This window comes from Chitinophaga sp. NPDC101104, assembly GCF_050277495.1.
In the GTDB taxonomy this organism is placed as follows: domain Bacteria; phylum Bacteroidota; class Bacteroidia; order Chitinophagales; family Chitinophagaceae; genus Chitinophaga.
Window position 1 is genome coordinate 308446 of the sequence record NZ_JBNNSF010000002.1, and the last position, 25357, is coordinate 333802.

Consider the following 25357-nt stretch of genomic DNA (forward strand, 5'->3'; position numbering starts at 1 on the left):
ATGACGAAAGTATTGATCGTAGAAGACGAGGTGTTGATTGCACGGGAGATGGAACAGTTCCTGGTGCAGCTGAAATATCATTGCGATCTCGCGTACACGGCGGCGCAGGCTTCCCGCAAGCTGGAATCCGGCAACTACGATTTTCTGCTGCTGGATCTCGGCTTGCCCGACAAAGACGGGTTGTCGGTTTTGTATGAGGCGAAAAAAGACTTGCCGGATTTATCGTGCGTTATTTTGTCGGCGCGCGGCCAGGTCGAGGATCGCATCCGCGGGCTCGATCTCGGGGCAGACGATTATCTGCCGAAGCCTTTTTCGCTGCCGGAGCTTCACGCCCGGCTGCAGGCCGTGATGCGCCGCAAGTTCGGACTGAGAGAAATGCTGGTACCGCTGGGCGACTTCCTGGTGGACCTCGGCAACCATCAGGTTTTGTATGATGGGAAAGCGATGCCTTTGTCGAAAAAGGAGATCGACGTGCTGAGTTATCTGCTGCTGCACAAGAATCGTCCGATCACACGGATGCAGCTGAGCGAGCATATCTGGGGCAACTACGATGGCGAGGAATATGATTCCAATTATATTGATGTGCATATCAAGAATATCCGGAAGAAACTTTCTGCCAGGGCGCCTACCGACTGGTTGCAGACGGTCCGGAACATCGGGTATAAAATCTGTGTCTGAATATGAAGTTACGCACGAAGCTGACGCTGTATATTACTTTGTCAAAACTGGCCATCGTTACGTTGTTTGTTTTGGCGCTGCCATTCCTGGTAGACAGGATCGCGTTCCAATACAACGATTATTATCTGCGGGAACAGAAGAAAAAAGTGCTGGACGTAATTGAGAAAAACGGGCTGGAGTATTACCTGGCAGGTGAAAGGGATTACGGCAGCTATACGATGCTGAAAGAAGAATACATTTCCCTTGAACCTGCCGGCCTGCAGGCGGTGAAAGATACGATCGCCACGGTTCAGCGGGTGGTGGAAAGCGATACGCTGACCTATCGCGTGCTTACACATATTTTTTCCGGCGAAGGCAAGCCTTACATACTGGAAGTGGGGAAAACGGCCGCTACCATCGGGCAATATAACCGGCCGCTGCAGAAGATGGCGATCTATGTGCTTGCCGGGCTGCTTTTTACTACGGTTTTACTGGACCTCATTTATACACGCATCCTGTTGCGGCCATTGGGAGATATTATCCGCAACCAGCTCCTTGGCCGGAGGTTTCCGTTTAAAGACGGAACGCCGGCTGTGAAGACTACGACCGCGGATTTCCGGTATCTCGATGCATCGATTTCCGGGCTCATGGAAAAGGTCCGGGAGGCGTTCGACAAGGAGCGGGAGTTCACCGCCAATGCATCCCATGAGCTGATGACGCCGATCAGCATCCTGCAGCATAAAATCGAGAACCTGATGATGGACGAGGGGATCGGGGATGAAACGCAGATGAGGTTGGCGGCGATGATAAATACGGTACACCGGCTCCGGAAGATCGTTCAGTCCCTGTTGCTGATATCCCGCATCGAAAACGATCAGTTCCCGCGGGGCGAACAGTTTTCGCTGTCCGATTTGCTGGAAGAAGTAATGGAAGAACTGGGCCACCGGCTGGAGGATAAACAGCTTCGCTTTAACATGCGAATAAACGGTGGCGTGGCGATGAATATGAACCGCGACCTTGTATTTCAGCTCTTTCACAATCTGCTCAATAATGCGATCCGGTACAATCGCCCCGGCGGCCGTATCTGGATCCGCGATATCACGGAAGATGACGGCCGGTATGCGATTGTTGTGGAAGACTCAGGCATCGGGATCCCTGAAGAATCGATAGGGGCCATATTCGAGCGTTTCCGGAAAATCGGGACCGGTGAGGGCTTGGGCTTGGGACTGTCTATCGTGTCCACGATCGCGAAGTACCATGAGATTTCCCTGGAGGTAGAATCCGTAGAAGGAAAAGGTACCGCATTCACGGTGTGGTTTCCGCGGAACGGCATGAAAAAGGCTGCCGGTTAGGGCAGCCTATTAGAATTGGCGGAAGGAAGGCTAAAACATCAGGTCGTACACGCGGCCCCCGTCGCGGCGGCGGTTGCTGCCGATCTTGGAGCCGAACTTCGCGAAATTATAGGTGAACGACAGCATGAAATACTGGTCTACCATGGCTGTCCGTGTATCGAAAGTACCGAGTTCCGACACCATGCGGCGGATGTTGGTGTTTTGACGGAAAAGATCGTAGCCGTACAGCTTGATGTTGGCGGACCTTTTCATGAATTCATACCCGATGGCGGCGCTGTATACCGGTACACCTTTCTTGAAACCCGGCGCGATGTTGGAGTTGTAAGTGTATTGCAGATCGTTGTCGATGAAGAAATTTTTCGGCCAGTAGAGCGTTCCGCCCGCCGTAAAACGCTGTGTGAAATTGCTCGTTTTGACGTTTGTACGGTCGTTGGTCACCTGGTTATAATTGGGGCGGTAATTCATGGTCAGGTCCAGCAGCTCTTTCCAGGAGAACGATGCGTTCACGTTCGGGCCGATGGAGAAGTTTTTGCTGACGTTTTTATGCACGGCCGTATCACCCCGTTTGTTGTTGATATTGGAATAGTTGACGTTGTTGGAATAGTTGATGAAAACGCCGCCGTTGGTCCGGAACTGGTAATCCTTTTTCACTTTGTTGTAGCTGAGGTTGATATTACCGTTCGCGTTGTAGACTCCGTTCACGTTGATGGTTTGGGTGACCTGGCTACCGTCGCTGTTCACGCGGGTCATGGTAGAGAACTGGTTATTGATCGGGCGGAAGCTGGCGTAGGAGAACATGCCAAAACCGTTCGGTTTGAACTTATTGTAGTTCAGGTTGAACGATTGGGAAAACACGGTTTTCAGGTCAGGGTTGCCGAGGCGGACGTTCAGCGGGTTGCTGTTGTCGGGCACGGGCTGCAATTGCTCGATGCTGGGCTGCTGGCTGAAGCCGTTATAGGAAAAAGTCAGCTGGCCTTTGTCTGCGAAAGTGTAAGAGATGCGGGTGTTCGGGTTGAAGTTGACCTGTTCTTGCCGGAACGCCTGTTTGTCGTAGAACGAATAGTTTTCCAGCGTGTTGAACAGGACGCCGCCGCCGATGGTGGCGTTGATGTTCTTTTTCTTGTTGCTGAACTGGAAATTGACGGTGGGCGAGTGGGTCATCTGCTTGTTGTTGAAGCGGTTGGAATACAGGCTGTCGAATTCCGAATATCCTTTCTCGTTTTCGTTGAAATTATATGTTTCCCGCCGCGAATTATTGACGTTGTAGCGGTAGCTGTACGAAGCGTTCATGCGCCAGCGGTCAGACAGCGGTTCCACATAGGTGAGGGCCGCGTCGAGGCTTTCCCTTTTCCCGGAAGTGATGCTTTGCTGGTCGAGGATGTTGGTGGAATCGAGCACATTGCCGACATAGAATTTCTGATCGGAATAGTTGAACGCGTTGCCGGTGGTTTCTCCGTAGTTCCCGTTGAACCGGAAACTGATGCTCCTGCCTTTTTTGTTCAGCGTGCGCATGGCATTGAGATCCAGCGAAAAATTATTCTGATCGCTCCGGGAAGTGTTCCGCCCGTTACGTTCGTTGGCTTTATCGTCGAGGTCGCGGAAGGTCGTTTCCTCGCTGGTGGTGTTGGAAGACTGGCGGGTGTTCGAGAACCGGGGAACGATGCTGAGGATGGTCATGGAATCCAGCTGGTATTCCATGTTGAAGTTGACGTTGTGCGCCTGGTTGCGGCCGTAACCTTCGCGGTTGCCGATCACGCTGCGGCCGTCGTTAAACCGGTTTTCGGAAAGGGTGGAAAATTTTGAATGGGTGTTGTTGAAGTTGTAGCTGGTATTCGATTTCAGGTCTTTTGACCATTCGTCGTTGTAATTCACGCCCAGCATGGAGCCGGTGCGGATGCCTTCGCCGCCGCCGCTGAAGCTCACGCCATTGACGTTCATGCCGCCATCGCCATATGCAACGGTCATACCGCCGCCGCGCATGGGAGCGGCCGACATGATTTCATTAACGCTGAACCCGGTTTTGTTCAGGTTGTTGGAAGAGCCGAGCAGGCTGATCTGCCGGGATCCGTTGAAGAAGTTGATCATGCCGCTGGCGTCGTACCGCTCGTCGGTTCCATATCCGCCGGTCACCCGGCCGAAGAGGCCCTTCTTTTTACCAGGCTTGAGGGTAAGGTTGATGGTCTTGTCTTCCCCGTCCTTTTCGACGCCCATTTTCGATTCGATCTTCGTTTTGGTGTCAGACACCTGCACTTTGTCGATGATGTGGGTAGGGAGGTTCTTCAGCGCGATTTTGGAATCGCCGCCGAAAAAGTCTTTCCCATCTACCATGATGCGCGACACGGGTTTGCCGTTCACGGTGATCTTTCCGTCCTGGTCGATATCTACACCGGGCAGTTTCTTGAGCAATTCTTCTACAACGGCGTTGGGCCGGGTCTTGAACGCATCGGCATTGAACTCGATAGTGTCTTTCCGGATGCTGATGGGGGGCCTGTTCCCGGCTACTTCGACCACGCCCAGTTCACGCGGCGCGGGGGCGAGGGAAATACGGCCCAGGTCTGGCGCATGTTCCGTTCCCACCGTTTTGATCCAGGTGCGGTAGCCGGTGTAGGAGATGAGGATACGGACAGGCTTGCCGGCCGGCAGGCCCGTCAACCGGAAAGCACCCTTCCTGTCGGTAAGAGTGTAAGTAATGAGGCTGCTGTCTTTGGCGTCCTGGGCGGTAACGGTGGCCATTTCGAGGAACTCGTTACTGGCGGAGTCCGCCACGGTGCCCTTGACTTCGGTCCGCTGCTGCGCGGCTGCAGTCAAACAAAACAATAAGAGGATAATCAGGAATGCATTACTACGGTACATCGGAGCGAATTGGTTTCTAGATAGCAAATTACGAAACTTTCGTAGATAAACGAATATAGTAGTTAAAAGATGCATGAGCGGAAAAAATCCATACGCCAGCGGCTGAAATTTTTTAGTGCAAATCGGGTGATTCTATTGCAAGTATTTGATATACAGTTGTTAGTATACTTATTTTATCTTGATTGAAATAGAGGGGCGTGTGGTAAAAAGAAACAGCGGCCTGAGGAGGCCGCTGTTCGCTATAAAAATTATGAGAAGACTATGCTTCGGCTTCTGCGTAGGCGCTGGTGGGCTCGCAGGTGCAGATAAGGTTACGGTCGCCGAAGGTGTTGTTCACGCGGGAAACGGAAGGCCAGAATTTGCTGGTTTTCACATAATCGAGCGGGAAGGCTGCTTGCTGGCGGCCGTAAGGGCGTGTCCACTCGTCGGCCGTGATCACTGCCTGGGTGTGGGGCGCATTTTTCAGCACGTTGTTCGCCTTGTCTGCCTTTCCTTCTTCCACCGCGCGGATTTCTTCCCGGATGGAGAGGAGCGCGTCGCAGAAGCGGTCCAGTTCGGCTTTGTCCTCGCTTTCCGTAGGCTCGATCATGATCGTGCCCGGAACCGGGAAGCTCATGGTCGGGGCGTGGAAACCGTAGTCCATCAGTCGCTTGGCCACATCTTCCGCTTCGATGCCCGCCGTGCCTTTGAAGGGGCGCAGGTCTACGATGAATTCGTGGGCGCAGGTGCCGCTCACGCCGGTGTACAGGATGTCGAAGGCGTTTTCGAGCCTGGCTTTCATGTAGTTGGCGTTGAGGATCGCGTATTCGGTGGATTTCTTCACGCCCGTGCGGCCGAGGAGGCGGATGTAGGCGTAAGAGATCAGCAGGATGGAAGCGCTGCCGAAGGGAGCAGCAGAAACCGCATGCGCCTGTTTGCTGCCGTTACCGGTTGCCTGGAGGTCTACGTGACCGGGCAGGAACGGTGCGAGGTGCTTGGCCACGCAGATGGGGCCCATGCCGGGACCGCCGCCGCCGTGGGGGATCGCGAAGGTCTTGTGCAGGTTCAGGTGGCAAACGTCGGCACCGATGAGGCCGGGAGCCGTGAGGCCTACCTGGGCGTTCATGTTGGCGCCGTCCATATATACCTGTCCGCCATTGTCGTGGATGATCTGGCAAGCCTCTTTCACACCTTCTTCGTAAACGCCGTAGGTGGAGGGGTAAGTGATCATGACGCCGGCGAGGTTGTCTTTATGTTGTTCCGCTTTCGCTTTCAGGTCGGCGATATCGATATAACCGTTTTCGAGCGCTTTCACGATCACTACCTTATAACCGGCCATAACGGCGGATGCGGGGTTGGTGCCGTGTGCGGAAATGGGGATGAGGATCACGTTGCGGTGCGCTTCGCCACGGCTTTCGTGGTAGTTGCGGATGGCGAGGAGGCCGGCGTATTCGCCCTGTGCGCCGGAGTTGGGCTGCAGGGAGCAGGCGTCGAACGCGGTGATCTTGCAAAGGTAATCGCTCAGTTCCCGGATGATCTGGAGGTAACCGCCGGCCTGTTCTGCCGGGGCGAAGGGGTGCATTTTGCTCCAGTGGCTCCAGGAGAGGGGGATCATTTCGGTAGCTGCGTTCAGTTTCATGGTGCAGGAGCCGAGGGAGATCATGGAAGTATTGAGCGAAAGGTCTTTATTTTCCAGCCATTTGATGTAGCGCATCATTTCCGTTTCGCTGTGGTGGGTGTTGAACACCGGGTGCAGCAGGTAGGGGCTGGTACGCTGAAGACCGGCGGGAATGCCGCTGGCTGCGCTTTCCACATCGGCTTCGGTTACTTTGCCGGCGCCGAAAACGGCGAGCACGGCGTTCACGTCTTCCACGGAAGTGGTCTCGTCCAGCGAAATGCCCAGCTGGTTAGCGGAGATTTTGCGGAAGTTGATGCCGGCTGCCTGTGCTTTGGCGTGGATGGCGGGTGCGTCGGTTACGGAAAGGGTGATGGTATCGAAATGGCCTGCATTCACGGTTTGAACGCCGGCTGCGGCCAGTTTGGCTTTCAGCGCGGAAGTGAGCAGGCTGGTTTTGAGGGCGATGTTTTTGAGCCCTTCCGGCCCGTGGAACACGGCGTACATGGCGGCCATGTTGGCGAGGAGCGCCTGTGCGGTACAGATATTGGAAGTGGCTTTTTCGCGTTTGATGTGCTGCTCGCGGGTCTGGAGCGCCATGCGCAGGGCGCGCTGGTTTTGCGCGTCGATGCTCACACCGATGATACGGCCGGGGATGGAACGTTTGAATTCATCTTTAGTGGAGAAGAACGCCGCGTGCGGGCCACCGAAGCCCAGGGGAACGCCGAAACGCTGTGCGCTGCCCAGCGCCGCGTCTGCGCCCAGCTCGCCCGGAGGCGTGAGGAGCGTCAGCGCCAGCAGGTCGGTAGCCATGGCCACGTAAGCGCCGGCTCCGTGCACCTTTTCGATGAAGGAACGGTAGTCTGCCACGGTGCCCTCGGCACCGGGGTACTGCACCAGCGCACCGAAGAACTGCCCGTCGATGGCAGCGGTCTCGTAATTACCGAACACCACCTCGATCTGCAAAGGCATGGCGCGGGTCAGCACCACGTCTTTGGTCTGCGGCATCACACGCTCGTCCACGAAAAACTTGCCGCGGGTAATATGCTCATGGTCTTTGTTCAGTGCGTTGAAGAACATCGTCATCGCTTCTGCCGCCGCGGTAGCTTCGTCGAGCAGGGAGGCGTTGGCGATCGGCAGGCCGGTAAGGTCGCTCACCATGGTCTGGAAGTTCAGCAGGCTTTCGAGACGGCCCTGGCTGATCTCCGCCTGGTACGGCGTATATTGGGTATACCATCCCGGGTTCTCGAAAATATTCCGCAAAATCACGCTCGGCGTGATCGTGTCGTAATATCCCTGGCCGATATAATTCTTGAATACTTTGTTTTTCAGCGAAATGTCTTTCAGCATCGCCAGGTAATCATACTCGCTCATCCCTTCCGGAATGTCTAGCGCATGCTGCATCCGGATAGAAGCGGGTACCGTTTTGCCCGTCAGTTCATCTACACTTCCGATGCCGATCTTTTCGAGCATGGCGCGGGTTTCCGCCTCATTAGGCCCGATGTGGCGGCCAATGAAAGCATGCTTGAACGTATTCAATAAATTCATGATGTAAGCAGGTATTAATTGAAAGAATGCGCAAAGCTATGATGTTTTTCCACAATGGCCAAAACACCCGGCCTACAGGGGATATAGGGCTGATATTACCCGGCCTTCCGCGCCGCAGATTGTCATGGGATTTTCATACCGGGAGATTATCCTATTTTTGCGGGCAAATAGCATACATGTCAGTCAGTCTCACCGATTGGGAGAAAAAAGCGAAAGAACAGCAGAAAGCGAACAAACAGTTCCTCCAGAAAATGCAGCACCGAAAGGGAAAAGGCGTCGAAAAGCACCTGCCTGGCCTGCATGAGGAGGCGTTTTCCCAAATCGACTGCCTCCAATGCGCCGGTTGCTGCAAAACCATCAGCCCCCGCTTCAAAACCCCCGACATCAAGCGCATCTCCAAACACCTCGGCCTCCGCGAAAGCGTGTTCATCGAAACGTACCTGCGGCTCGACGAAGACGGCGATTACGTCGTGAAACGCAGTCCCTGCCCGTTCCTCGGCGAAGACAACTACTGCGGCATCTATGACGTCCGCCCCGGCGATTGCCACAATTATCCCTACACCGACAGCTATGAATTCTTCAAGCGGCCGAACACCACGCTGCTGAACAGCACCATCTGCCCGGCCGTGTTTTACGTCCTGGAACGCCTGAAATCCATCATTAAATAAGGAATCGCTACGCCTTCAGATCGAGTTTGCGCATGGCGGGGGAGATGATGTAGGTGGTGATCACGATGCCGAGCGTCATGCAGCCGCCGAAAACCACCGAGCCCACCGGCCCCATGATCCGCGCCGCCACCCCGCTCTCGAACGATCCCAGCTCGTTGCTGGACCCCACGAATATGGAGCTCACCGAAGATACCCGGCCCCGCATATCGTCCGGCGTCTTGAGCTGGAGGATGGTTTGCCGGATGATCACGCTGATCCCGTCGAGCATCCCGCTGCCGAACAGCGCCGCCATCGACAGGATGAAGTTCTTCGAAATCCCGAACACGATGATGCACAGCCCGAACCCGAACACCGCCGCCAGCAGCTTGATGCCGGGCCTGGTCACGATCGGGCGGTAGGCCAGGGCCATCATGGTCAGGAAAGCGCCGACCGCCGGCGCGGCGCGCAGCGCCCCGAAGCCTTCGGGCCCCACTTTCAGGATATCGTTCGCATATATGGTGATCATGGCCACGGAGCCGCCGAAGAGTACGGCGAACATATCGAGCGTCATGGCGTTCAGCAGCACCTTCGTGTCCCACACGAACTTCAGCCCCTTCGTCAACCGCTCCTTCACCGTTTCGCCCATCTCCTTGTAATGTACCGGCTTGCGCTTGATCTGTAAAATGCAGAAGAGCGCCACCAGTACGCATCCCAGCACCAGGAGCATCGACCAGTGCACGCCGAGCGCGGCGATGCAAATCCCGCCCAGCGCAGGCCCGGCGATGGCGCCGATCTGCCAGGCGGAAGTGCTCCAGGTAGTGGCGTTCACGTACAATTCGCGCGGCACCAGCAGCCCCAGCAGCGAAAAGTTGCTCGGGCTCACGAACGCACGGATGATCCCGCCGCAGCAAACCAAAAAGTAGATCATGAAAAGCACCCAGGATTGCGGAACGCCGCGCATGACATCGTCCCAGGTGAGAAGGAACAGTCCCGTTCCCACGAACACGTAACCCAGCAGGCACTTCAGCACCATGCCGCGCTTCTCCTTCTTGTCAACGATATTCCCGGCGAAAAGCGCCAGGCAGAATGCGGGGATGAACTCCGCCAGGCCGATGAGGCCCAGGTTGAGCGGGTCGCGGGTAAGGATGTACACCTTCCATTCGATAATGGCGAATTGCATCGCCAGCGCGAAGATCGTCGCAAAACGGATCACCAGGAAATACCTGAATTCCACATTCCGCATCGAGGCGTACGGGTCGTTCCGGGATACTGAAGCTGCTTCCAAGCGGGTCTGTTTTAATCCGTGCCAAAGGTAAGCGTTTCCCGCCAAAGCCTTTCCCGCCGTGCCGCCAGATTTTTCTGGCAGCGTATAGCCGGAAGCATTATTTTTATCCCGCTAAAATTCCATTTAATGAAACTAGTTAGTTTGATTTTCGCAGGCGCGCTTTCGACCTGCCCTCTTTTCGTTTCCGCACAACAGGCAAGGCTCCAGCTGGTAACGGATGAAGTCATGTCGCCCGTGTGCATGGCCGTTCCGGGAGACGGCTCCAACCGCCAGTTCATCGTCCAGAAAGAAGGCCAGGTCTGGATCGTCCAGAACGGTAAACTGCAGCCCAAACCCTTTATCGACGTGAGTGCCGACATGGTGAAGGTAAACCCCGCGTACGACGAGCGTGGCCTGCTCGGCATGGCTTTCCATCCCAAATTCAAGCACAACGGCAAATTCTACCTCTATTTCAGCGCGCCCGTCGCCAATCCCCGCAAAGGCCTCAACCATAAATCGGTGGTGGCGGAATACCGGGTGGGAAAGGCGGCCGACAATTCGGCAGACCCTTCCACCAAGCGCGTGCTGCTGGAATTCGACCAGCCCGAAAGCAACCATAACGGCGGAGATATCATCTTCGGCCGCGATGGTTACCTCTACATCGCTTCCGGCGACGGCGGCGGTGGCGGCGACAAGCACGGGACCATCGGGAACGGTCAGGACCTCGGAACGCTGCTGGGGAAAATACTCCGCATCGACGTCAACGGTTCGCCGTACAGCATTCCGAAAGACAATCCATTCCTCAATACCGCCGGCGCGAAAGGGGAGATCTGGGCGTACGGGCTCCGCAACCCCTGGCGCATATCGTTCGACAAGGCCAATGGACGGCTGTTTGCGGGCGATGTCGGGCAAAACAAGTATGAAGAAGTGGACATCGTGACCAAAGGCGGGAATTTCGGCTGGCGGATCATGGAAGGGTACCACGAATTCAACGTTCCCGAAGGCGCGGGCAAAGCGAAGCTCATCGGGCCCATCCACGAATACGACCATGCAGACGGTATCAGCATTACCGGCGGATATGTTTACCGCGGGAAAGCATTGCCTGCGCTCACCGGGAAATACATCTTCGGCGACTACAACGGCAAAACCTGGACGCTCACGGAAAAAGGCGGGAAATGGACGCGGGAAGACCTTGTTTTCGCCAACAAACCCGGCGGCAATCTGCAGTTGCTGAGCTGGGGACAGGATGAAGCGGGGGAAATCTACATGCTGGTGACAATCGCCGGCGCCAACAACAAAGGCGGAGTTTACAAGCTCGTAAAATAGGACGAACCTGCCATTCCGGCTTACCAATGGCGCCGTTGGCAGGCGGGCGGTAGGCCGGAATGGTATATTGCACGGTTTTTGCCCGCAAGAATATGTTAAATCGAATCCAGGCCTTTAGAACTGCGTGATTTAGGCTTATATTTGATTAGAGAATCCGCAGGCGCAAAAGCGGCCTGATTTGAAAAAAATCCAATTGACAGGGTTATGAAGATGAAACTGAAAGCGGTCGTTCCAATAATGCTCATCGTTTGCTTATTGGCTGGCATATTTGCATTCGCGAAGATCGGAGTGAATGACGACCCACCCGGAAGATACCAGACGATCATGACCCTGGTGGGACAGATCCTCAAAGAAGGCCATTATCAGCCTAAACCGATCAACGACGCCTTTTCCCGTGAAGTATTCACGAAATACCTCAAGAACATCGACGGCGAGAAGAAATTTTTCCTGCAATTCGATATCGACGAACTGAAGAAACTGGAAAATCATGTGGACGACGAACTGAACGGCGCCCCGCTGGATTTTTTCAATAAAAGCACCGAGCTGATCAAGCAGCGGACGGTGGAAGTGTCGACCATCTACCAGGATATCCTTTCTAAACCGTTCGATTTCAACAAGGCCGAAAAAATGGACATCGATCCCGATGCCATTCCCTGGCCGGCAGATGAAGCGGCCCGTGTGGAAGCGTGGAGGAAAGCCCTCAAGTACCGCACCCTCGAAAAATACGCCGATCTCACCGCCATCCGCGATAAGGAGAAAAACGGCAAAACCGACGCCCAGCTCGAAGCCGAAGCCCGCGAAAAAGTGAAAAAAGTCTACGACCGTTATTTCGACCGGCTGAAAAACCGGACGAAAGACGACGACCGTTTCTCGCTCTACGTGAACGCCATCACCACCACTATGGACCCCCATACCGATTACATGCCGCCGCTGGAGAAACGCTCCTTCCAGGAGTCGATGGCCGGCAAATTCTACGGTATCGGCGCGCAGCTCCGGGAGGAAGAAGGCCGCATCAAGATCGTGAGCATCGTTACCGGCAGCCCCTCCTGGAAACAGGGCCAGCTGAAGGCAGACGACGTGATCCTGAAAGTGGGCGAAGGCGATAAGGAACCGATCGATATCGGCGGGTTCCCCGTGGAAGAAGCCGTGACCCACATCCGCGGCTCCAAAGGCAGCGTAGTGAAGCTCACCGTGAAAAGCGTGGACGGCACCATCAAGGTGATCCCCATCGTGCGCGACGAGATCAAGCTCGACGACGTATTCGCCAAATCAGCCGTGATCAACGGTTCACATAAAATCGGATATATCTATCTGCCCGAGTTTTATGCCGACTTCGAAAATCGTGACGGCGCCTCTGCATTTAGAGATGTGGAAAAAGAAATCGAAAAACTGAAAGCTGAAAAAGTAGACGGTATCATCCTCGATCTCCGCTTCAATGGCGGTGGCTCCTTACCCGATGTCATCAATATGGCGGGCCTGTTCGTTCCCGAAGGCACTATGGTGCAGGTGCGTTCCCGATCCGGTGAAGTGCTGCAACAGCGCGACCGTAATAAAAGCGTAGCGTACGACGGGCCGCTCGCCATCATGGTGAACGAATTCAGCGCCTCCGCTTCGGAAATCATGGCGGCAGCCATGCAGGATTACAAACGCGCGGTGATCATCGGCAGCCCGAATTCTTTCGGTAAAGGTACCGTGCAACGCCTCCTCGACCTCGACGCCTTCGTGAAAGGGGACGTAGGCGGCAGCCTCGGCGCCATCAAGCTCACCGTTCAGAAATTCTACCGCGCCAACGGCGGTTCCACCCAATTGAAAGGCGTGGAATCCGATGTGGTATTGCCTTCTCCCTACTACGAAGTCGGCGAAAAGAAAGATAAAGATGCCCTGAAGTGGGACGTGGTGCCCCAGGCAGATTATACCACCTGGAGCGAACCGGTAGACGTGGCCCCGCTGAAAGCCAAATCTGCAGCACGCGTCGCCAACAACGAAGCGTTCCGCATGATCAACGAAAACATCGCCACCCTTAAAAAGCTGGACGAGCAGAAAACCTACCCGCTGGACATCGCGTCTTACCGCGCAGACCAGAAAAAGAACGCAGCGGCCCTCAAACGCTACGATTCCGTGAACGACAAGGTACAACCGCTCAACATCTCCAGCCTGAAGGCCGATCTGGACAAAATAGGTACAGACACCGTGAAACTGGCCCGGAACAAAGACTGGCTCAAGGCGCGGCACAAAGACCCTTACCTCAGCGAAGCGGTCAATGTCATGAACGATCTCATCATGCAGCAATCGTTCCCCAAGCTGAAAAACAACTACACCGAAACCAAGGTCAACGAACCGAAACGATAAAAGAAAAAGGGTAAAGCATCGCGCTTTACCCTTTTTTAGTTTTTGGCTGATGACGATTCCCGATCATTCTGATTTTAATACCCGGCTGCGCGGCGATACGCCGTTTTCGTTCACCGCTTCGATGCGGAAGTAATAAGGCAGCGTGCGGTCCATTCCCTTGAAGTAATATTCGTTTTTACCGTGCACCATGATGCAGTTGTACAGCTTCTCCGGATGCGTGCCGAAATAGATGTTGTACGCGTAGGCATCGCTGGAAGGCGACCACTTCAGCCAGGCGCTCCGTTTGTCTTTTTCGGTCCGCAGCACCATGAAGGTTTTGACTGTGTCGGGGACGGCGCCGTGGCCTTTGCCGAAGGCGCGCAGGCCGCTGATGGCGAACTTCCCGGTGGGCATGTGCACGTTTTCCAGTCTGAGGAAACGGGTTTCCAGGGGTTTTTCCAGCTGGATGTAGTCGTGCGGAACATCGGTGCGGTTGCGGCTTTTGTCGGCCAGCAGGTGCCATTTTTTGCCGTCGGCGGAGTGGTAGAGTTTATATTGATGGAAGATATGGGTTTGCTTGCCGAGGAATTCCGCGTCCTGGTCGGCGTAGTTGATCTGGACGGCATGTAGGGTGGAAACGGCGCCCAGGTCTGTCTGTATCCATTCTCCGGCGTTGCCGGTAGCCGCGCTCCAGTAGGTTTTGATGTCTTCGTCCACCGCGTAATTGGGCAGATAGGCGCCTAAGGTGGAGGAAACGGTGACGGGGCGCTGGTAGTTCAGCAACATCCAGCCGGTGAAACGCTGGTCGGTGTAATGCGGGTAATCGCCGAAGGCGGTGTTGCAGAACATGACGCCTTCCTTATCGAACCCCGCGGGCCAAAGTCCCAACCGCCGTTCGAAGTTGTTCTTCACCGATATGGCGATGGTGCTGATGTGCCACCATTTCCCCGTGTTGTCCTGGAACGTGGCGCCATGCCCGGCGCCCCGCGCAAATCCGCCGGGCTTGTAGCTGACGGGGTCGGGCTGCGGGGTGAAGGGGCCGAGCGGGGATTCGCCAACTACAACGCCGTCTGCATACCCGGAGAACTCGGTGCCGGGGGCACCGTATTGCAGGTAATACTTGTTGTTGTGCTTCGTCATCCAGGCCCCTTCGATGAACGGGTCGAGGAAGGTGTTGTCGTTATATTCGCCGAAGCGCTGCCATCCGTAGCGCCAGTCTTCCAGCAGGTACATTTCCTTCCGCGTGCCTTTCGGCGCAAATGTTTTTCTGTCCATTTCGACGCCATACAGCGGGTAGCGGTTGCTGCTGCCGTTGTACATGTAGAGGCGCCCATCGTCGTCGGGGAAAAACGCGGGGTCCCAGCCGCCGATGGCGAGCGAGTCCAGTGCTTCCGTCCAAACGTTGGCCTTGGGGTCTGTGCTCATCCAGATGGGGAAATCGCCGGTGTAGGTGGAGCCGAAAACGAACAGGGTGTCGCCCATGGCCCAGGCGGCGGCGGCGCATAGTTCGTCGTACACTTTGTGCCAGGGCTTGAGGAACTTCCGCGGCACGAAGGTCCATTTCAGCAGGTCGGGGCTATGCCAGTATCCCCACTGGTTGGTGCTGAAGAGGTAGAAATCGCCCTTGAACGGAACGATCACCGGGTCGGCCGTAGCCCTGTGCCGCCCCCATTCCGAGAAGTTGGGGATGGGCGTGTACCCGTAGTCGAGGTTCATCGGGTTGCAATACGTTTGCTGGGCCTGCGTTCCCACGCCGGCGAGCAACAACAGTGCGGTGAGCGTTTTGCGTAATATCATGGGATGTACGGACTTTCAAACCCCAGGTTCTTCAATCCCGCCTTCACTTCCGGGCAACCCATAAACAGCTGCCAGAGGAGTTTGCTGCGGTAATTTTCGATCATCACGATGATCGGGCCCTGGTCGATGGCGAGGAAGGAACTGGCGAACCAGTTGGTTTTGGGCGAAAATGCGTCGATGAAACCGTATTCCTTCCAGAGCTTGTCGCCGAGCTTGTAATAAAAGTAATCCAAAGCCATGCCTGATTGTTCGGGCATGTACGGAAAAGATGCCAAGGCCGCGGTAGGAGCGATGACGCCCACGTCGTTGGTGGGGGAGCTGGCGGTGTATCCGTCTTTGATGTCGCTGGCGGTGAGGCCCCACAATTTTTCGGAGTATCCGCGGTTTTGCGGGTCGGTTTTACAGTAGTTCCAGTTGATGAGGGCGTGGCGTTGATTCTGTTCCCAATAGTCGGCATGCGGGTCGCGGAGGCCGGTGGGGTCGAGGCCGAGGAAGGAATAGTGGGCGAAGAAGAGCGGTCCGCCGTATTCGGGGCCCAGCGGCAGCTGGAGGCCGTAATACGTGCGGTTGGTGCGCATGGCGCCGTTGCGGGCCCAGCCTTCGTCGTACACGGATTTCGGGATGGCGCGGGTGGGGGAGGAAGCGGCCAGCACGTAAGTGATGAGGCACTCGTTCCAGCCGGAAATAGCCATGTTCATGGCCCAACCCTTGTCCGGGCTCCAGTGCCAGTAAAGCTTTTGTTCGCCGTTTTTCCGGAAGAAAGCCCAGTCTACGGCGTGCCAGATGTCGTTGATGTCTTTGCGGAGCGAAGTTTCATCTTCCCCCGCGCCGTTAAAAAACTGCCGCGCGCACAGCAATCCCTGGATGAGATAGGAGGTTTCCACGAGATCGGCACCGTTGTCGTTGGCGCTGAACGGGACGGTGGCGCCGCTGGCACCGTTAAGCCAGTGCGGATAAGCGCCGTGATAGGCCACGGCTTTGGTTTTTAGAAATGTTGTCATCTTCTTCAGCCGGGCCAATCCTTCCGCACGGGTGATGAACTGGCGGTGGACCGCCACGATGATGGCCATGACGCCGAAGCCTGTACCGCCGGAAGTCACAATGTCGCCGGAAGTATTGCGTTCGCGGGAGAGGCCGCTGACGGGGTGCCCGAAGTCCCAGAAGTATTTGAAGGTCTGCTGCTGCACTTTGGTGAGCAGCGCATCCCGCGAGATGCGCTCGAATTTGTCGGCCGTGTCTTTCGACGGCCCGGGCCCCGGAACGGGAGCCCCGTCGCCCTTGCCGGAGCAGGACGACAGGCTACCCAGTAACAGGAACACCCAGAGGATGGGTTTAAGCATGGTTGCGGTCTAACGTTTCGTGGTAAATAGTGTTTTGATGTCTGCGTCCGTAACGGCCACGGTATATACCTTGAACTGGTCGAGCAGCCCGGTGTACCGCAGCATCCAGCCGTCGGGGTTGCCGCTCACGCCTGCGTGTTGCTGAAAGGCGCCGATGATGAACTTCGACGGGTCTTTGAACGCCAGGGCGCCAAGCGGTTTGTTGTCTTTCATCCGGTTGGCCACCGCATCGGGAATGGGGTACTTTTCGCCATCCACGAATAAGCTGAATACCGATGTTTTTTCGTCATACCGGAATGCGATGTGCTTCCATTTGCCGTACATGTCGGGCAGGCGGTTGAGGCCGTTGTTATTGTTGAACTCCACCCAGTTCCCGGCGAAGTTGAATTTGAGCAGCATGGAATTGTCGGCAGCGTTGTCGTTCCCTTCCACCAGCGCGAACATATTCCCCCAAAAATCGCTGGAACGGCCCAGCATGAAGATACTTTGGGCGCCGCCGGTGTGCTTCTGGGTGTTCATCCAGAATGCGACGGTGAAGCTGGTCATGGACCCGATTTTTGAGCCGGCGGTAAATACCATCATGGAATTGGTGGCGCCTTTGTAGGCTTTGCCCTGCACGCCATTGTCATATGCTACGTTCGTGGCAACGCCTTTTTCGTAATAGATGCTGTCGATCCCGCTGCCTTCGAACCAGAGGTTGCGTTGCAGGGGGCCGTTGAGCTTGGCCACATCGTCGGGGATGATGACGAGCGGGGGCCTTTCCATTTTCTGGCAGGAAGCGAATCCTGCGGCTATGAGGAGGAGGAAAATTGATGTATGGATAGACATGATTGTAATCGTTTAATAGGATCAATAATCAGGATTCTGTTTCAGCACGCCGCCGGATTTGTCGATTTCGGGCTGGGGGATGGGGAGGTAGCGGTTGCGGGGTTGATAGTTTTTGCCCAGCTGTCCGAATGTTTGTTCTGCGATGCCCCAGCGAACGAGGTCGTAGAAGCGCTCGTGCTCCATGCCGAATTCGACCCTTCTTTCGTGCCGGATGGCGTCGCGGAGTTCTGCCTGCACGGTGGTGACCACTTTCGGCAAAGTGCCTGCGGGCGCACCCTGGCGGGCGCGCGCCCGGACCAGTTCCAGCCACTGCAGCGCGTCGGTGGTGTTCTGTGCGCCGCCCAGCTCGTTAGCGGCTTCGGCGGCCCAGAGCAGCACATCGGCATACCTGACGATGCGCATGTTGAGCCAGCGCCCTGCACGGGGAACGTTGCCGCCGGCGGAGTTACGGACGTTCGGATGCGTGTATGCCTTCCTGTTGTACCATTTGCCGACGAAACCTGCCTGCGAAGTAATGTTGCCGGCAATGCCATACGGCTCGGGCGCGTTGTTGGCCATGCAGGTATATTCGCGGCGGGGATCGCCGGTCTCGAAAGCATCGTAAAGGTCTTGCGTGGGCACGTTCCAGCCCCAGCCAAGGTCCCAGTTGCCGGAGCCGCGCACGCCCTGGTAGTTGGCGTACTGGATGCCGTAATCCTGTGTGGAATTGTACAGCGCCTGTATCTCGAAGATGGATTCGGGGCAGTTTTCCCCTTCTTCGGAAAACACTTTCCAGTACGGTTCGAAAAGACGGTACTGGTTGGAATTGATGATCTCGCGGCAGGCGCCCAGTGCGGAGCCCCAGTTGGAACGGGTGATCCAGGTTTTTGCCTGCAAGGCTTTGGCGGCCCATTTGGTGGTGCGGCCGGTGTACTCGGGGCCCCAGGTGGGAGGAAGCACGCTGGCGGCTTCCTGCAGGTCGGCATCTATGAGCGCGTAGATTTCCGCGATGGACTTCTTTGGCACGTTGCCTTCGGTGGTGTTCGTTACCACGAAATCGATCTTCGGCACTTCGCCGAAAGCACGTACGAGGTTGAAGTAGGCATAGGCGCGGAGAAATTTGGCTTCGCCGCGGTTCACCAGTTCGGCGGGGTTCGGGCTGGCGGTTTTGTCTACCGCGCCGATCACGTCGTTACATAATTTCACGAGCCGGTAATGATCGCCCCAATAGTCGTTGAGCAGCCAGAAATCTTTCAGGTAAATGAAATCGTCGAACATCTGTTCGGCCGGCACGCCGTCGCTGGCGATGCTGCCTTTCATGGCGTCGTCTGAGCGGATACTGTGCACCGCGCCGAACTTGACGCCCGCGCAGCCTTCCGTGCGTAGCCCCGCGTAAGCGGCCATCACCTGGCTTTCCAGCGCGCTGAGGCCGAGATCGTCCTGGGTATATTGGCCTAACGGTTTGCGGTCGAGGAACTTGCTGCAGCCGGCAACGCCGGTACCGAGCAGCAATATGGGAAGAATGAATTTTTTCATGATGCGGCAGTTTAGAAGTTTACGTTTACGCCGAAAGAATAAATCGCCGGCAGGGGGTACGATCCGTTGTCGACCCCAAAGGAGGTGGAACCTCCGGCAAATTCAGGCGTGTACCCGGAATTGCGCTTGAAGGTCTTTACGTTCTGCGCGTTGGCGAACAGGCGGAGCGACTGCAGCCCGATCCTGTCCAGCTGTTTGCGGGAGAAAGTGTACCCCAGCTGCACGTTCCGTATCCGGAAATAGCTGCCGTCTTCGATGTTGTAGGTAGAGTTGTGGGTGTTGTTGCCGCGGCCGGTGTGGAGGATGGGCTCCCAGTTGGAGGTGCCCACGCCATGCCAGCGGTCCATCCGGTACAGCGGGTAATTCATCTGCGCGAACGTGCTGATGTTGCCCCAGCTCCGGAAGATCTCGTTGCCGTAAACGCCCTGTCCTTCGATACCGAAATCCAGTTGTTTGTAGCTGACCGTTGCGGTAATGCCGTAAGTGAAGTCGGGTGTGGGGTTGCCGATGATGGTACGGTCATCTGCGTTGATCTTTCCGTCGCCGTTCACGTCGCGGTACTTGATGTCTCCGGGCTTCACTTCGCCCAGCTCGTTCACCGGCGATTTCATGATCTCTTCTTGCGTTTGGTAAATGCCGTCGTGGATATATCCGTGGAAATACCCGATGGGGTAGCCTTCCTGTGTCCACGAGGGGCCGTCGATGATGTTGAACCCTTTGCGGTTGAGGGCTTCCACCTTGTTTTTGATGGTGGTGAGGTTGCCGCTGATGTTGTAGCTCCAATGCTCGCCGACCTTGTCTGCCCAGTTGAGCATCAGTTCAAAGCCTTTGTTGGAAACGGTCCCGGCGTTCTTCATTTCGCCCACGCCGCCCGAAAGGCCGGTGGCGGGGATGATCACGAGGATGTCTTTGGTGAGCTTGTTGTAATAGTTGACTTCCGCGCGGAGCCGGTTGCCGAGGGTGGTCAGTTCGAAGCCGGCTTCCCAGCTGCGGGCGGTTTCCCAATGGAGATCGGGGTCCACGAAATATTCGGGTTGCAGGGCCACCACGATGTTGTTGCCGAAGATGCCAGAGTTGGCGCCGGTAAGACTGGGATAGGCCGGATAGCGGCGGTCGCCTACGTTCTGGTTGCCCAATACGCCGTAGCTGCCTTTGAATTTCAGGTATTGCAGCCAGGAAACGTCTTTGAGATAATCTTCCTCGCTGGCCACCCATGCCACGCCGGCGGCGGCAAAGCGCTGCCACTGGTTCCCGATGGCCTGGAAGGCGTTAGACCCGTCGAGGCGGTAGGAAGCATTGAGCAGGTATTTGTTTTTATAGCCGTAGAGCCCGCGCACGAGGTACGACAGGGTGGCCATGTCCCAGGCGCGGCCGTCGCCGCGGAGCGTGGTGGCGTCCCCGATATTGCCGTTGGCGTACCAGAAGCGGTGATCGTTGGGGATCGGCCGGCCTTTCTGTTGCTGTACGGTGGAGGAGGTTTTTTCGTAAGAATTGTAATAGGTGGTGAACCCGCCCAGGGCCGTAATGTTGTGGTGGCCGAAGCTGCGCTTGTAGGTCAGCAGGTAGTCGCTCTGCACTTTCGTATAAATGTTCTGTTCCTGGCTAACGGAAGTGAGCTTGGTCACGGAATCGCGCGGGGGATTGATTTCCGGGTTGTAGAACGTAATGAGCGGTGTATAGGAGCGGTTGACGTTGAAACCGTAATCTACGAAGAAAGACGCCCGGAAAGTGAGGTCCCTCATGAGTTTCAGCTCTCCGAACACGCTGCCTACCGCGCGGTATTCGAGGTTGCGTGCGATGCCTTTGCGCAATTCCACGTCGTACATCGGGTTGAACACCTGCGCGCGCTGGAAGCTGGGAAGGGTATGGTATAGGCCGTATTCTTCGTTGTATACCGGCGCGATGGGCGCGGCATTGATGGCGCCGCCCACGTCTTTGGTGACGGGCAGCAGCGCACGGTAGCCGGAGAAATTGACGCCGAATTTCAGGGCTTTGCTGACCTGGAGCTCGTTGTTCAGGTTGATCGTGATCTTTTGCAGCTTTTCGTGCTTGATGAGGCCCTGTTCGGTGGTGTACCCCATCCCGGCATAGAATTTATTCTTGTCGGTAGCGTTGCTGATGCTCAGATTGTTATAGTTGAGGACGCCGTCCTGGAAGATCTGGTCCTGCCAGTTGGTATTGGCCTGCCAGTTCGTATAGTCGTAGGCGGGGTTGCCCTGGTTGGTCAGCTGCTCGTCGAACAGCATTTTGAACTGCGCGGCGTCGGTCAGTTTGATGCGGTCCGTCACTTTTTTGATGCCGACGGTGGAGTTGAAATTGATGGCGGTTTGACCGGCTGCGGCCTTTTTGGTGGAGATGATGATGACACCGTTGGCGCCGCGGACGCCGAAGATAGCGAGCGACGAGGGGTCTTTCAGGATCTCCATGGAGGCGATGTCTGCCGGGTTGATGAAGTTGATATTGTCGTTGATGATCCCGTCTACCACAAAGATCGGTTTCACGCCGTTGATCGTGTTGGTGCCGCGGATGCGGATATCGGGGTCGGTGTTCATGCGGCCGTTGTTCACGATGGTGAGGCCCGCCACGCGGCCCTGGAGAGACGTGATGGGGTTGGCACTGGGCTTGTCGGCCACTTCGCTGCCCTTGATGGAGACGATAGACCCGGTAAGGTCGCGCTTTTGCGCGGTGCCATAGCCGATTACGACCACCTGTTCCAGCTGGGCCTGCGCCACGTCGAGGCTGACGTTGATGACGCTTTGCCCGCCCACGGTCACTTCTTTGGTGTTATACCCGATGAACGAAAAAATGAGCACCGAGCCCTCGGGGGCATTGATGGCGTACATGCCCTGTGCATCGGAGATCGCGCCGGTGGTGCTGCCTTTCACGCGGATGGCCACGCCGGGGATGGGAAGGCCGTCGGTACCCGTAACGCGCCCCGTGACCGGGGCCGCCGCTTCCGCCGTAGGCTTCTTTTTCAGCACGATCAGCCGGTCGTTGACCAGTTCGAAAGCGAGGGGGGAATATTGCAACATGCGCTCCATCACGGAAAGCACTTCGGCGTTTTCCACCGAAACATCCACCCGTCTCATATCGCTCAACAGATTTTCATGGTACAGGAACCGGTAACCGGATTTCTGTTCTATGGCGTTCAGCACTTTTCTAAGATCGGCAGACTTCATGTGAAGCGTGATCCTGTCCTGCGAATACACACCGGCGGAAACGTGGAGAAAACCGGTCAACAGGATGGCAGCCGTCAGTTTCATCATAACAGCAAGCTTTATTAGGAAATGTTTTCCCGGGAGCCCGGGAAAAATCCTGCTCTTTTTCATATATTTTTACATTGAAACGGGTTGGATAATGGGCAGCCTTCAGCTTACCAGGCCGGTAGCTGCCATTGACATGTCTGATCCAGGGCGGGGTGCCGGACCAACGGCGCCTCGCCCTTCTGCTTTTGGCTAAGTAGAGTTGAAAGTCGGCATACGCGTGGATTTAGTTTTGGTTTGTTCAGTTACGTGAAATGATTATTTCGCTGTCTTTGACCTGGTAACGGAATGGCGCCGTGATCGCCAGTGCGCGGAGTGCCTGCTCCACGCTTTCTTTTTCGAACGAGCCTGTAAACCGCAGCTGCGCCGTTTCCACGTCGCTGAAGCGGATGGGGATGTTGTACCAGCGTTCCATTTTGAGGGCCAGCTCGGCAAAGGATTCGTCGGTAAACACCAGTTTATTGTTCATCCAGGAAGTTTCGGCCAGGCTGCTGTCTGCCGGTTCGTACCGCAGGTTGCGGATGGCCATGATGGGTTCCGGCGATTTGACGGGCGCGTTGTGCGCCGCCGCCGAATCGTCCCTCACTACGATTTTTTCATTGGGTTTGAGGAGGAATCGTTCCGCCGGCCGGCTGCTGAGGGATACTTCGATGCTGCCCTGGAGGAGCGCTGCTTCGGAGGATTTCTCGTTGGGGTATGCCCGCAGGTTGAACCGCGTGCCGAGCACGCGGACGTTCATCCTGCTGGTGCGGATGATGAAAGGCCGCTCGGGGTCTTTGGCGACATCGAAGAACCCTTCGCCCGAAAGGTCCACTTCCCGGCTGCCGCTGCCGAAATCGCGCCCGTAGGTGAGTTTACTGCCGGCATTGAGCCAGACGGTGGTGCCGTCGGGCAATTGCACCCGGGTTTTGCTGCCGTATTTGACGAGTACTTCACTGGGGGCCACCTGCTCAGGATGGAAAGTCTGCGAACGGAAAAACCACGTGGCAGCCAATACCAGTACCGCCGCCGCGGCCGCCCATCCCGCATACCGCTTCCATGGCCGGGCACGCACCGCTTCCAGCTGGAAGGGCTCGTGGGAAGCGGGCTCCATACTCCGGATGCCTGCCTGCCGCATCCGCTCCTGGTGCCGGTCCCAGGCTGCCGCCGTTTCCGCATCGGGCCGGCCGGCCTTCCGCGGCCACATATCGGCCAGGGCCTGCACGGGGATATGCAGCTCCGGATGGTCGCGCAGGAGCCCTTCCAGCTCCCGCAACTCTTCCTGCGAAGCTTCTCCCGCCAGCTTCCGGGCAATCAGTTCCCAAATACGGTCTTCCATTTGCATAACGTCGGTGTTACGCAATAAGGAGCCGTTATCCCCCGAAATCTACCAAAGGGAAGTCAAAAATATTTTTCGCTAAATCGTGAAAGTTTGATAATCAGTCTTTTGCCGACTTTTTTAATTTCATTTTCAACGCCGTCCCGATCTTTTGCAGGGCAATGGCGAGCTGATTGTCGATCGTTTTGACGGAAATGTTGAGGATTTGCGCCACTTCCTTGTACCGCAGCCCGTCTTCGCGGATCAGTTTGAAGACGATCTTGCAGCGCGGCGGCAATTGCTGGATGGCCTGCTGCAACTGTAAGGCCATTTCGGCGGTCAGCAGCGTCTGCTCCGGGTCCGGGGCGGGACTTTCAGGTTCCATCACCAGATCGTCCAGCGGAACCGACGATCGTTTCTGTTGTTTGAGGAGATATTTCAGGGAAGCGTTGCGGGTGGAAACGTAGAGGTAAACGGGGAGATTGTCGATCGTTTCGAGCTGGCGGCGGCGTTCCCAGATGTTGATGAACACGTCAGACACGGCTTCTTCGGCCGCTTCCCGCGACCGGGTGAAAGCAGTGGCAAACTGGAGCAAGGGCTTGTAAAACCTGTCGAACAATTCCCTGTAAGCGGCTTCGTCGTCGTACAACGCGATGCGGCGCTGCAATTCCTGTGTGTTCATAAACGTGGCATCGGTATCGTGGCTGCGAGGCCGGGCAGCCGGTAAGACCAAGTTACGGTTTTTCCAGCAGGATGTCGATCACCTTGCGCGTTTTGCGGGTGCGCATCTTTTCGGGGACGCTGGCCAGTATTTCTTTCCGGAAAGCTTCGATGAGCGCCTGTTTGATGAAATACCGGTGGGTGACGAGGCTGATCTCGCGCACGGGCTCGGGCGAGCGGAAGAAGCGGACCATGTTGAGTTGTTTGGCGGTAAGGTCCTGCAGGCTGAGCTCGGGCAGGATGGTATATCCTTCGTTAAGCTCCACCATGCGTTTGAGGGTTTCCACGCTGCCGGTGTTGTATTCGAGGTTTTTGAATTCGCCCATGCCGAACTTGTCCTGGCAAATGTTCAGCACCTGGTTGCGCATGCAATGGCCTTCGTTGAGGACCCAGATGTCTTTCGCATCGAGGTCTGCCGCGTCCACGAGTTTCTTTTCCGACAGTTTGTTGCTTTTGGCGGCGTAGATGACGAAGTTTTCGTAAAACAGCGGGTGTTCTTCGAGGTGCTGGTTGTGGAGGGGCGTGGCCAGGAGGCCGCAATCGAGCTGTTCCTGCCGCAGTAGCTGGATGATCTGTTCGGTGGAATATTCCCAGACTTCCAGTTTCACTTTCGGGTATTTTTTCAGGAAGGCCGTCAATACGCGGGGGAGGAGGTAAGGGGCGAGGGTGGGGATGATCCCGACTTTGAGGGTGCCCTGTACTTCCTTCTTGCGGTCTGCGATGATTTCGCGGATGCGGGCATTTTCCTTGATGATGATGCGTGCCTGGGCGATGACGGCCGAACCGATCTCGGTGGGCACTACCGGCAGTTTGCTCCGGTCGAAGATCTTCACGCCCAGCTCGTCTTCCAGTTTTTGGATCTGCATGCTCAGCGTGGGCTGGGTCACAAAGCATTTTTCCGCAGCGGTAACGAAGCTTCGGTGCGTGTCTACCGCTACTACATATTCCAGTTGTACCGTAGTCATGATATTGGTAAAATCAATTGCAAGGTACGGGAACAATAGGCGATATCTATAAAAAAAATTACG

At 56.1% G+C, this 25357-nt stretch carries 16 protein-coding genes; 5 read left to right on the forward strand and 11 right to left on the reverse strand.

Annotation, left to right across the window (positions count from 1 at the left end; genetic code table 11):
* Both ACQKLP_RS19945 and ACQKLP_RS19950 read left to right on the forward strand, forming a co-directional pair.
* The gene (locus ACQKLP_RS19945; RefSeq protein WP_427324666.1) at positions 1-678 is read left to right on the forward strand and encodes a response regulator transcription factor; all 678 of its coding nucleotides are present in this window, start codon (positions 1-3) and stop codon (positions 676-678) included.
* 2 nt (positions 679-680) lie between these two features.
* Positions 681-2009 (forward strand): sensor histidine kinase, encoded by a 1329-nt coding sequence (locus ACQKLP_RS19950; RefSeq protein WP_427324667.1) that lies wholly within the window; start codon positions 681-683, stop codon positions 2007-2009.
* 30 nt (positions 2010-2039) lie between these two features.
* Here ACQKLP_RS19950 and ACQKLP_RS19955 read toward each other — a convergent pair whose 3' ends face one another.
* Both ACQKLP_RS19955 and gcvP read right to left on the reverse strand, forming a co-directional pair.
* Entirely contained in the window at positions 2040-4817 is a 2778-nt protein-coding gene (locus ACQKLP_RS19955) for an outer membrane beta-barrel protein (protein WP_427324668.1), read from the reverse strand.
* Between the two features lie 304 nt (positions 4818-5121).
* Entirely contained in the window at positions 5122-8004 is a 2883-nt protein-coding gene (gene gcvP, locus ACQKLP_RS19960) for an aminomethyl-transferring glycine dehydrogenase (protein WP_427324669.1), read from the reverse strand.
* A 176-nt stretch (positions 8005-8180) separates the two neighbouring features.
* On the opposite strand from gcvP, the gene ACQKLP_RS19965 reads away from it, so the two are divergent.
* A complete protein-coding gene (locus ACQKLP_RS19965; protein WP_427324670.1) occupies positions 8181-8672 on the forward strand; it encodes a YkgJ family cysteine cluster protein in 492 nt (163 codons plus the stop codon).
* A gap of 7 nt (positions 8673-8679) precedes the next feature.
* On the opposite strand, the gene ACQKLP_RS19970 is transcribed toward ACQKLP_RS19965, so the two are convergent.
* Complete coding sequence (locus ACQKLP_RS19970) at positions 8680-9936, reverse strand: MFS transporter (protein ID WP_427324671.1); 1257 nt, start codon at positions 9934-9936, stop codon at positions 8680-8682.
* A gap of 126 nt (positions 9937-10062) precedes the next feature.
* On the opposite strand from ACQKLP_RS19970, the gene ACQKLP_RS19975 reads away from it, so the two are divergent.
* A complete protein-coding gene (locus ACQKLP_RS19975; protein ID WP_427324672.1) occupies positions 10063-11241 on the forward strand; it encodes a PQQ-dependent sugar dehydrogenase in 1179 nt (392 codons plus the stop codon).
* A 204-nt stretch (positions 11242-11445) separates the two neighbouring features.
* Complete coding sequence (locus ACQKLP_RS19980; RefSeq protein ID WP_427324673.1) at positions 11446-13590, forward strand: carboxy terminal-processing peptidase; 2145 nt, start codon at positions 11446-11448, stop codon at positions 13588-13590.
* Between the two features lie 63 nt (positions 13591-13653).
* Here the strand turns inward: ACQKLP_RS19980 and ACQKLP_RS19985 are convergent, their stop codons facing one another.
* The 8 genes from ACQKLP_RS19985 to ACQKLP_RS20020 form a co-directional block, all read right to left on the reverse strand.
* Positions 13654-15366, reverse strand: a complete 1713-nt coding sequence (locus ACQKLP_RS19985; RefSeq protein WP_427324674.1) for a family 43 glycosylhydrolase — start codon at positions 15364-15366, stop codon at positions 13654-13656.
* Positions 15363-16706 carry a glucoamylase family protein gene (locus ACQKLP_RS19990; protein ID WP_427324676.1) on the reverse strand — a complete coding sequence of 448 codons (1344 nt, stop codon included), beginning with the start codon at positions 16704-16706 and terminating at the stop codon, positions 15363-15365. Before ACQKLP_RS19990 ends, ACQKLP_RS19985 begins: the two co-directional genes overlap by 4 nt.
* A gap of 9 nt (positions 16707-16715) precedes the next feature.
* Positions 16716-17534 carry a LamG-like jellyroll fold domain-containing protein gene (locus tag ACQKLP_RS19995; protein ID WP_427324677.1) on the reverse strand — a complete coding sequence of 273 codons (819 nt, stop codon included), beginning with the start codon at positions 17532-17534 and terminating at the stop codon, positions 16716-16718.
* Between the two features lie 21 nt (positions 17535-17555).
* The gene (locus ACQKLP_RS20000) at positions 17556-19049 is read right to left on the reverse strand and encodes a RagB/SusD family nutrient uptake outer membrane protein (RefSeq protein ID WP_427324678.1); all 1494 of its coding nucleotides are present in this window, start codon (positions 19047-19049) and stop codon (positions 17556-17558) included.
* Between the two features lie 11 nt (positions 19050-19060).
* Entirely contained in the window at positions 19061-22315 is a 3255-nt protein-coding gene (locus tag ACQKLP_RS20005) for a SusC/RagA family TonB-linked outer membrane protein (protein ID WP_427324679.1), read from the reverse strand.
* A 238-nt stretch (positions 22316-22553) separates the two neighbouring features.
* Positions 22554-23630, reverse strand: a complete 1077-nt coding sequence (locus tag ACQKLP_RS20010) for a FecR family protein (RefSeq protein WP_427324680.1) — start codon at positions 23628-23630, stop codon at positions 22554-22556.
* 100 nt (positions 23631-23730) lie between these two features.
* Positions 23731-24291, reverse strand: a complete 561-nt coding sequence (locus ACQKLP_RS20015; RefSeq protein ID WP_427324682.1) for an RNA polymerase sigma-70 factor — start codon at positions 24289-24291, stop codon at positions 23731-23733.
* Positions 24292-24343: 52 nt separating this feature from the next.
* Positions 24344-25294, reverse strand: a complete 951-nt coding sequence (locus ACQKLP_RS20020; RefSeq protein WP_427324683.1) for a LysR substrate-binding domain-containing protein — start codon at positions 25292-25294, stop codon at positions 24344-24346.
* Between the last annotated feature and the right edge of the window lie 63 nt (positions 25295-25357).

Coding starts and splice junctions, on each gene's coding strand:
- ACQKLP_RS19945 (WP_427324666.1), top strand. CDS start 1: ATGACGAAAGTATTGATCGTAGAAGACGAGGTGTTGATTGCACGGGAG.
- ACQKLP_RS19950 (WP_427324667.1), top strand. CDS start 681: ATGAAGTTACGCACGAAGCTGACGCTGTATATTACTTTGTCAAAACTG.
- gcvP (WP_427324669.1), bottom strand. CDS start 8,004: ATGAATTTATTGAATACGTTCAAGCATGCTTTCATTGGCCGCCACATC.
- ACQKLP_RS19965 (WP_427324670.1), top strand. CDS start 8,181: ATGTCAGTCAGTCTCACCGATTGGGAGAAAAAAGCGAAAGAACAGCAG.
- ACQKLP_RS19975 (WP_427324672.1), top strand. CDS start 10,063: ATGAAACTAGTTAGTTTGATTTTCGCAGGCGCGCTTTCGACCTGCCCT.
- ACQKLP_RS19980 (WP_427324673.1), top strand. CDS start 11,446: ATGAAGATGAAACTGAAAGCGGTCGTTCCAATAATGCTCATCGTTTGC.
- ACQKLP_RS19985 (WP_427324674.1), bottom strand. CDS start 15,366: ATGATATTACGCAAAACGCTCACCGCACTGTTGTTGCTCGCCGGCGTG.
- ACQKLP_RS19990 (WP_427324676.1), bottom strand. CDS start 16,706: ATGCTTAAACCCATCCTCTGGGTGTTCCTGTTACTGGGTAGCCTGTCG.
- ACQKLP_RS19995 (WP_427324677.1), bottom strand. CDS start 17,534: ATGTCTATCCATACATCAATTTTCCTCCTCCTCATAGCCGCAGGATTC.
- ACQKLP_RS20000 (WP_427324678.1), bottom strand. CDS start 19,049: ATGAAAAAATTCATTCTTCCCATATTGCTGCTCGGTACCGGCGTTGCC.
- ACQKLP_RS20005 (WP_427324679.1), bottom strand. CDS start 22,315: ATGATGAAACTGACGGCTGCCATCCTGTTGACCGGTTTTCTCCACGTT.
- ACQKLP_RS20010 (WP_427324680.1), bottom strand. CDS start 23,630: ATGGAAGACCGTATTTGGGAACTGATTGCCCGGAAGCTGGCGGGAGAA.
- ACQKLP_RS20015 (WP_427324682.1), bottom strand. CDS start 24,291: ATGAACACACAGGAATTGCAGCGCCGCATCGCGTTGTACGACGACGAA.
- ACQKLP_RS20020 (WP_427324683.1), bottom strand. CDS start 25,294: ATGACTACGGTACAACTGGAATATGTAGTAGCGGTAGACACGCACCGA.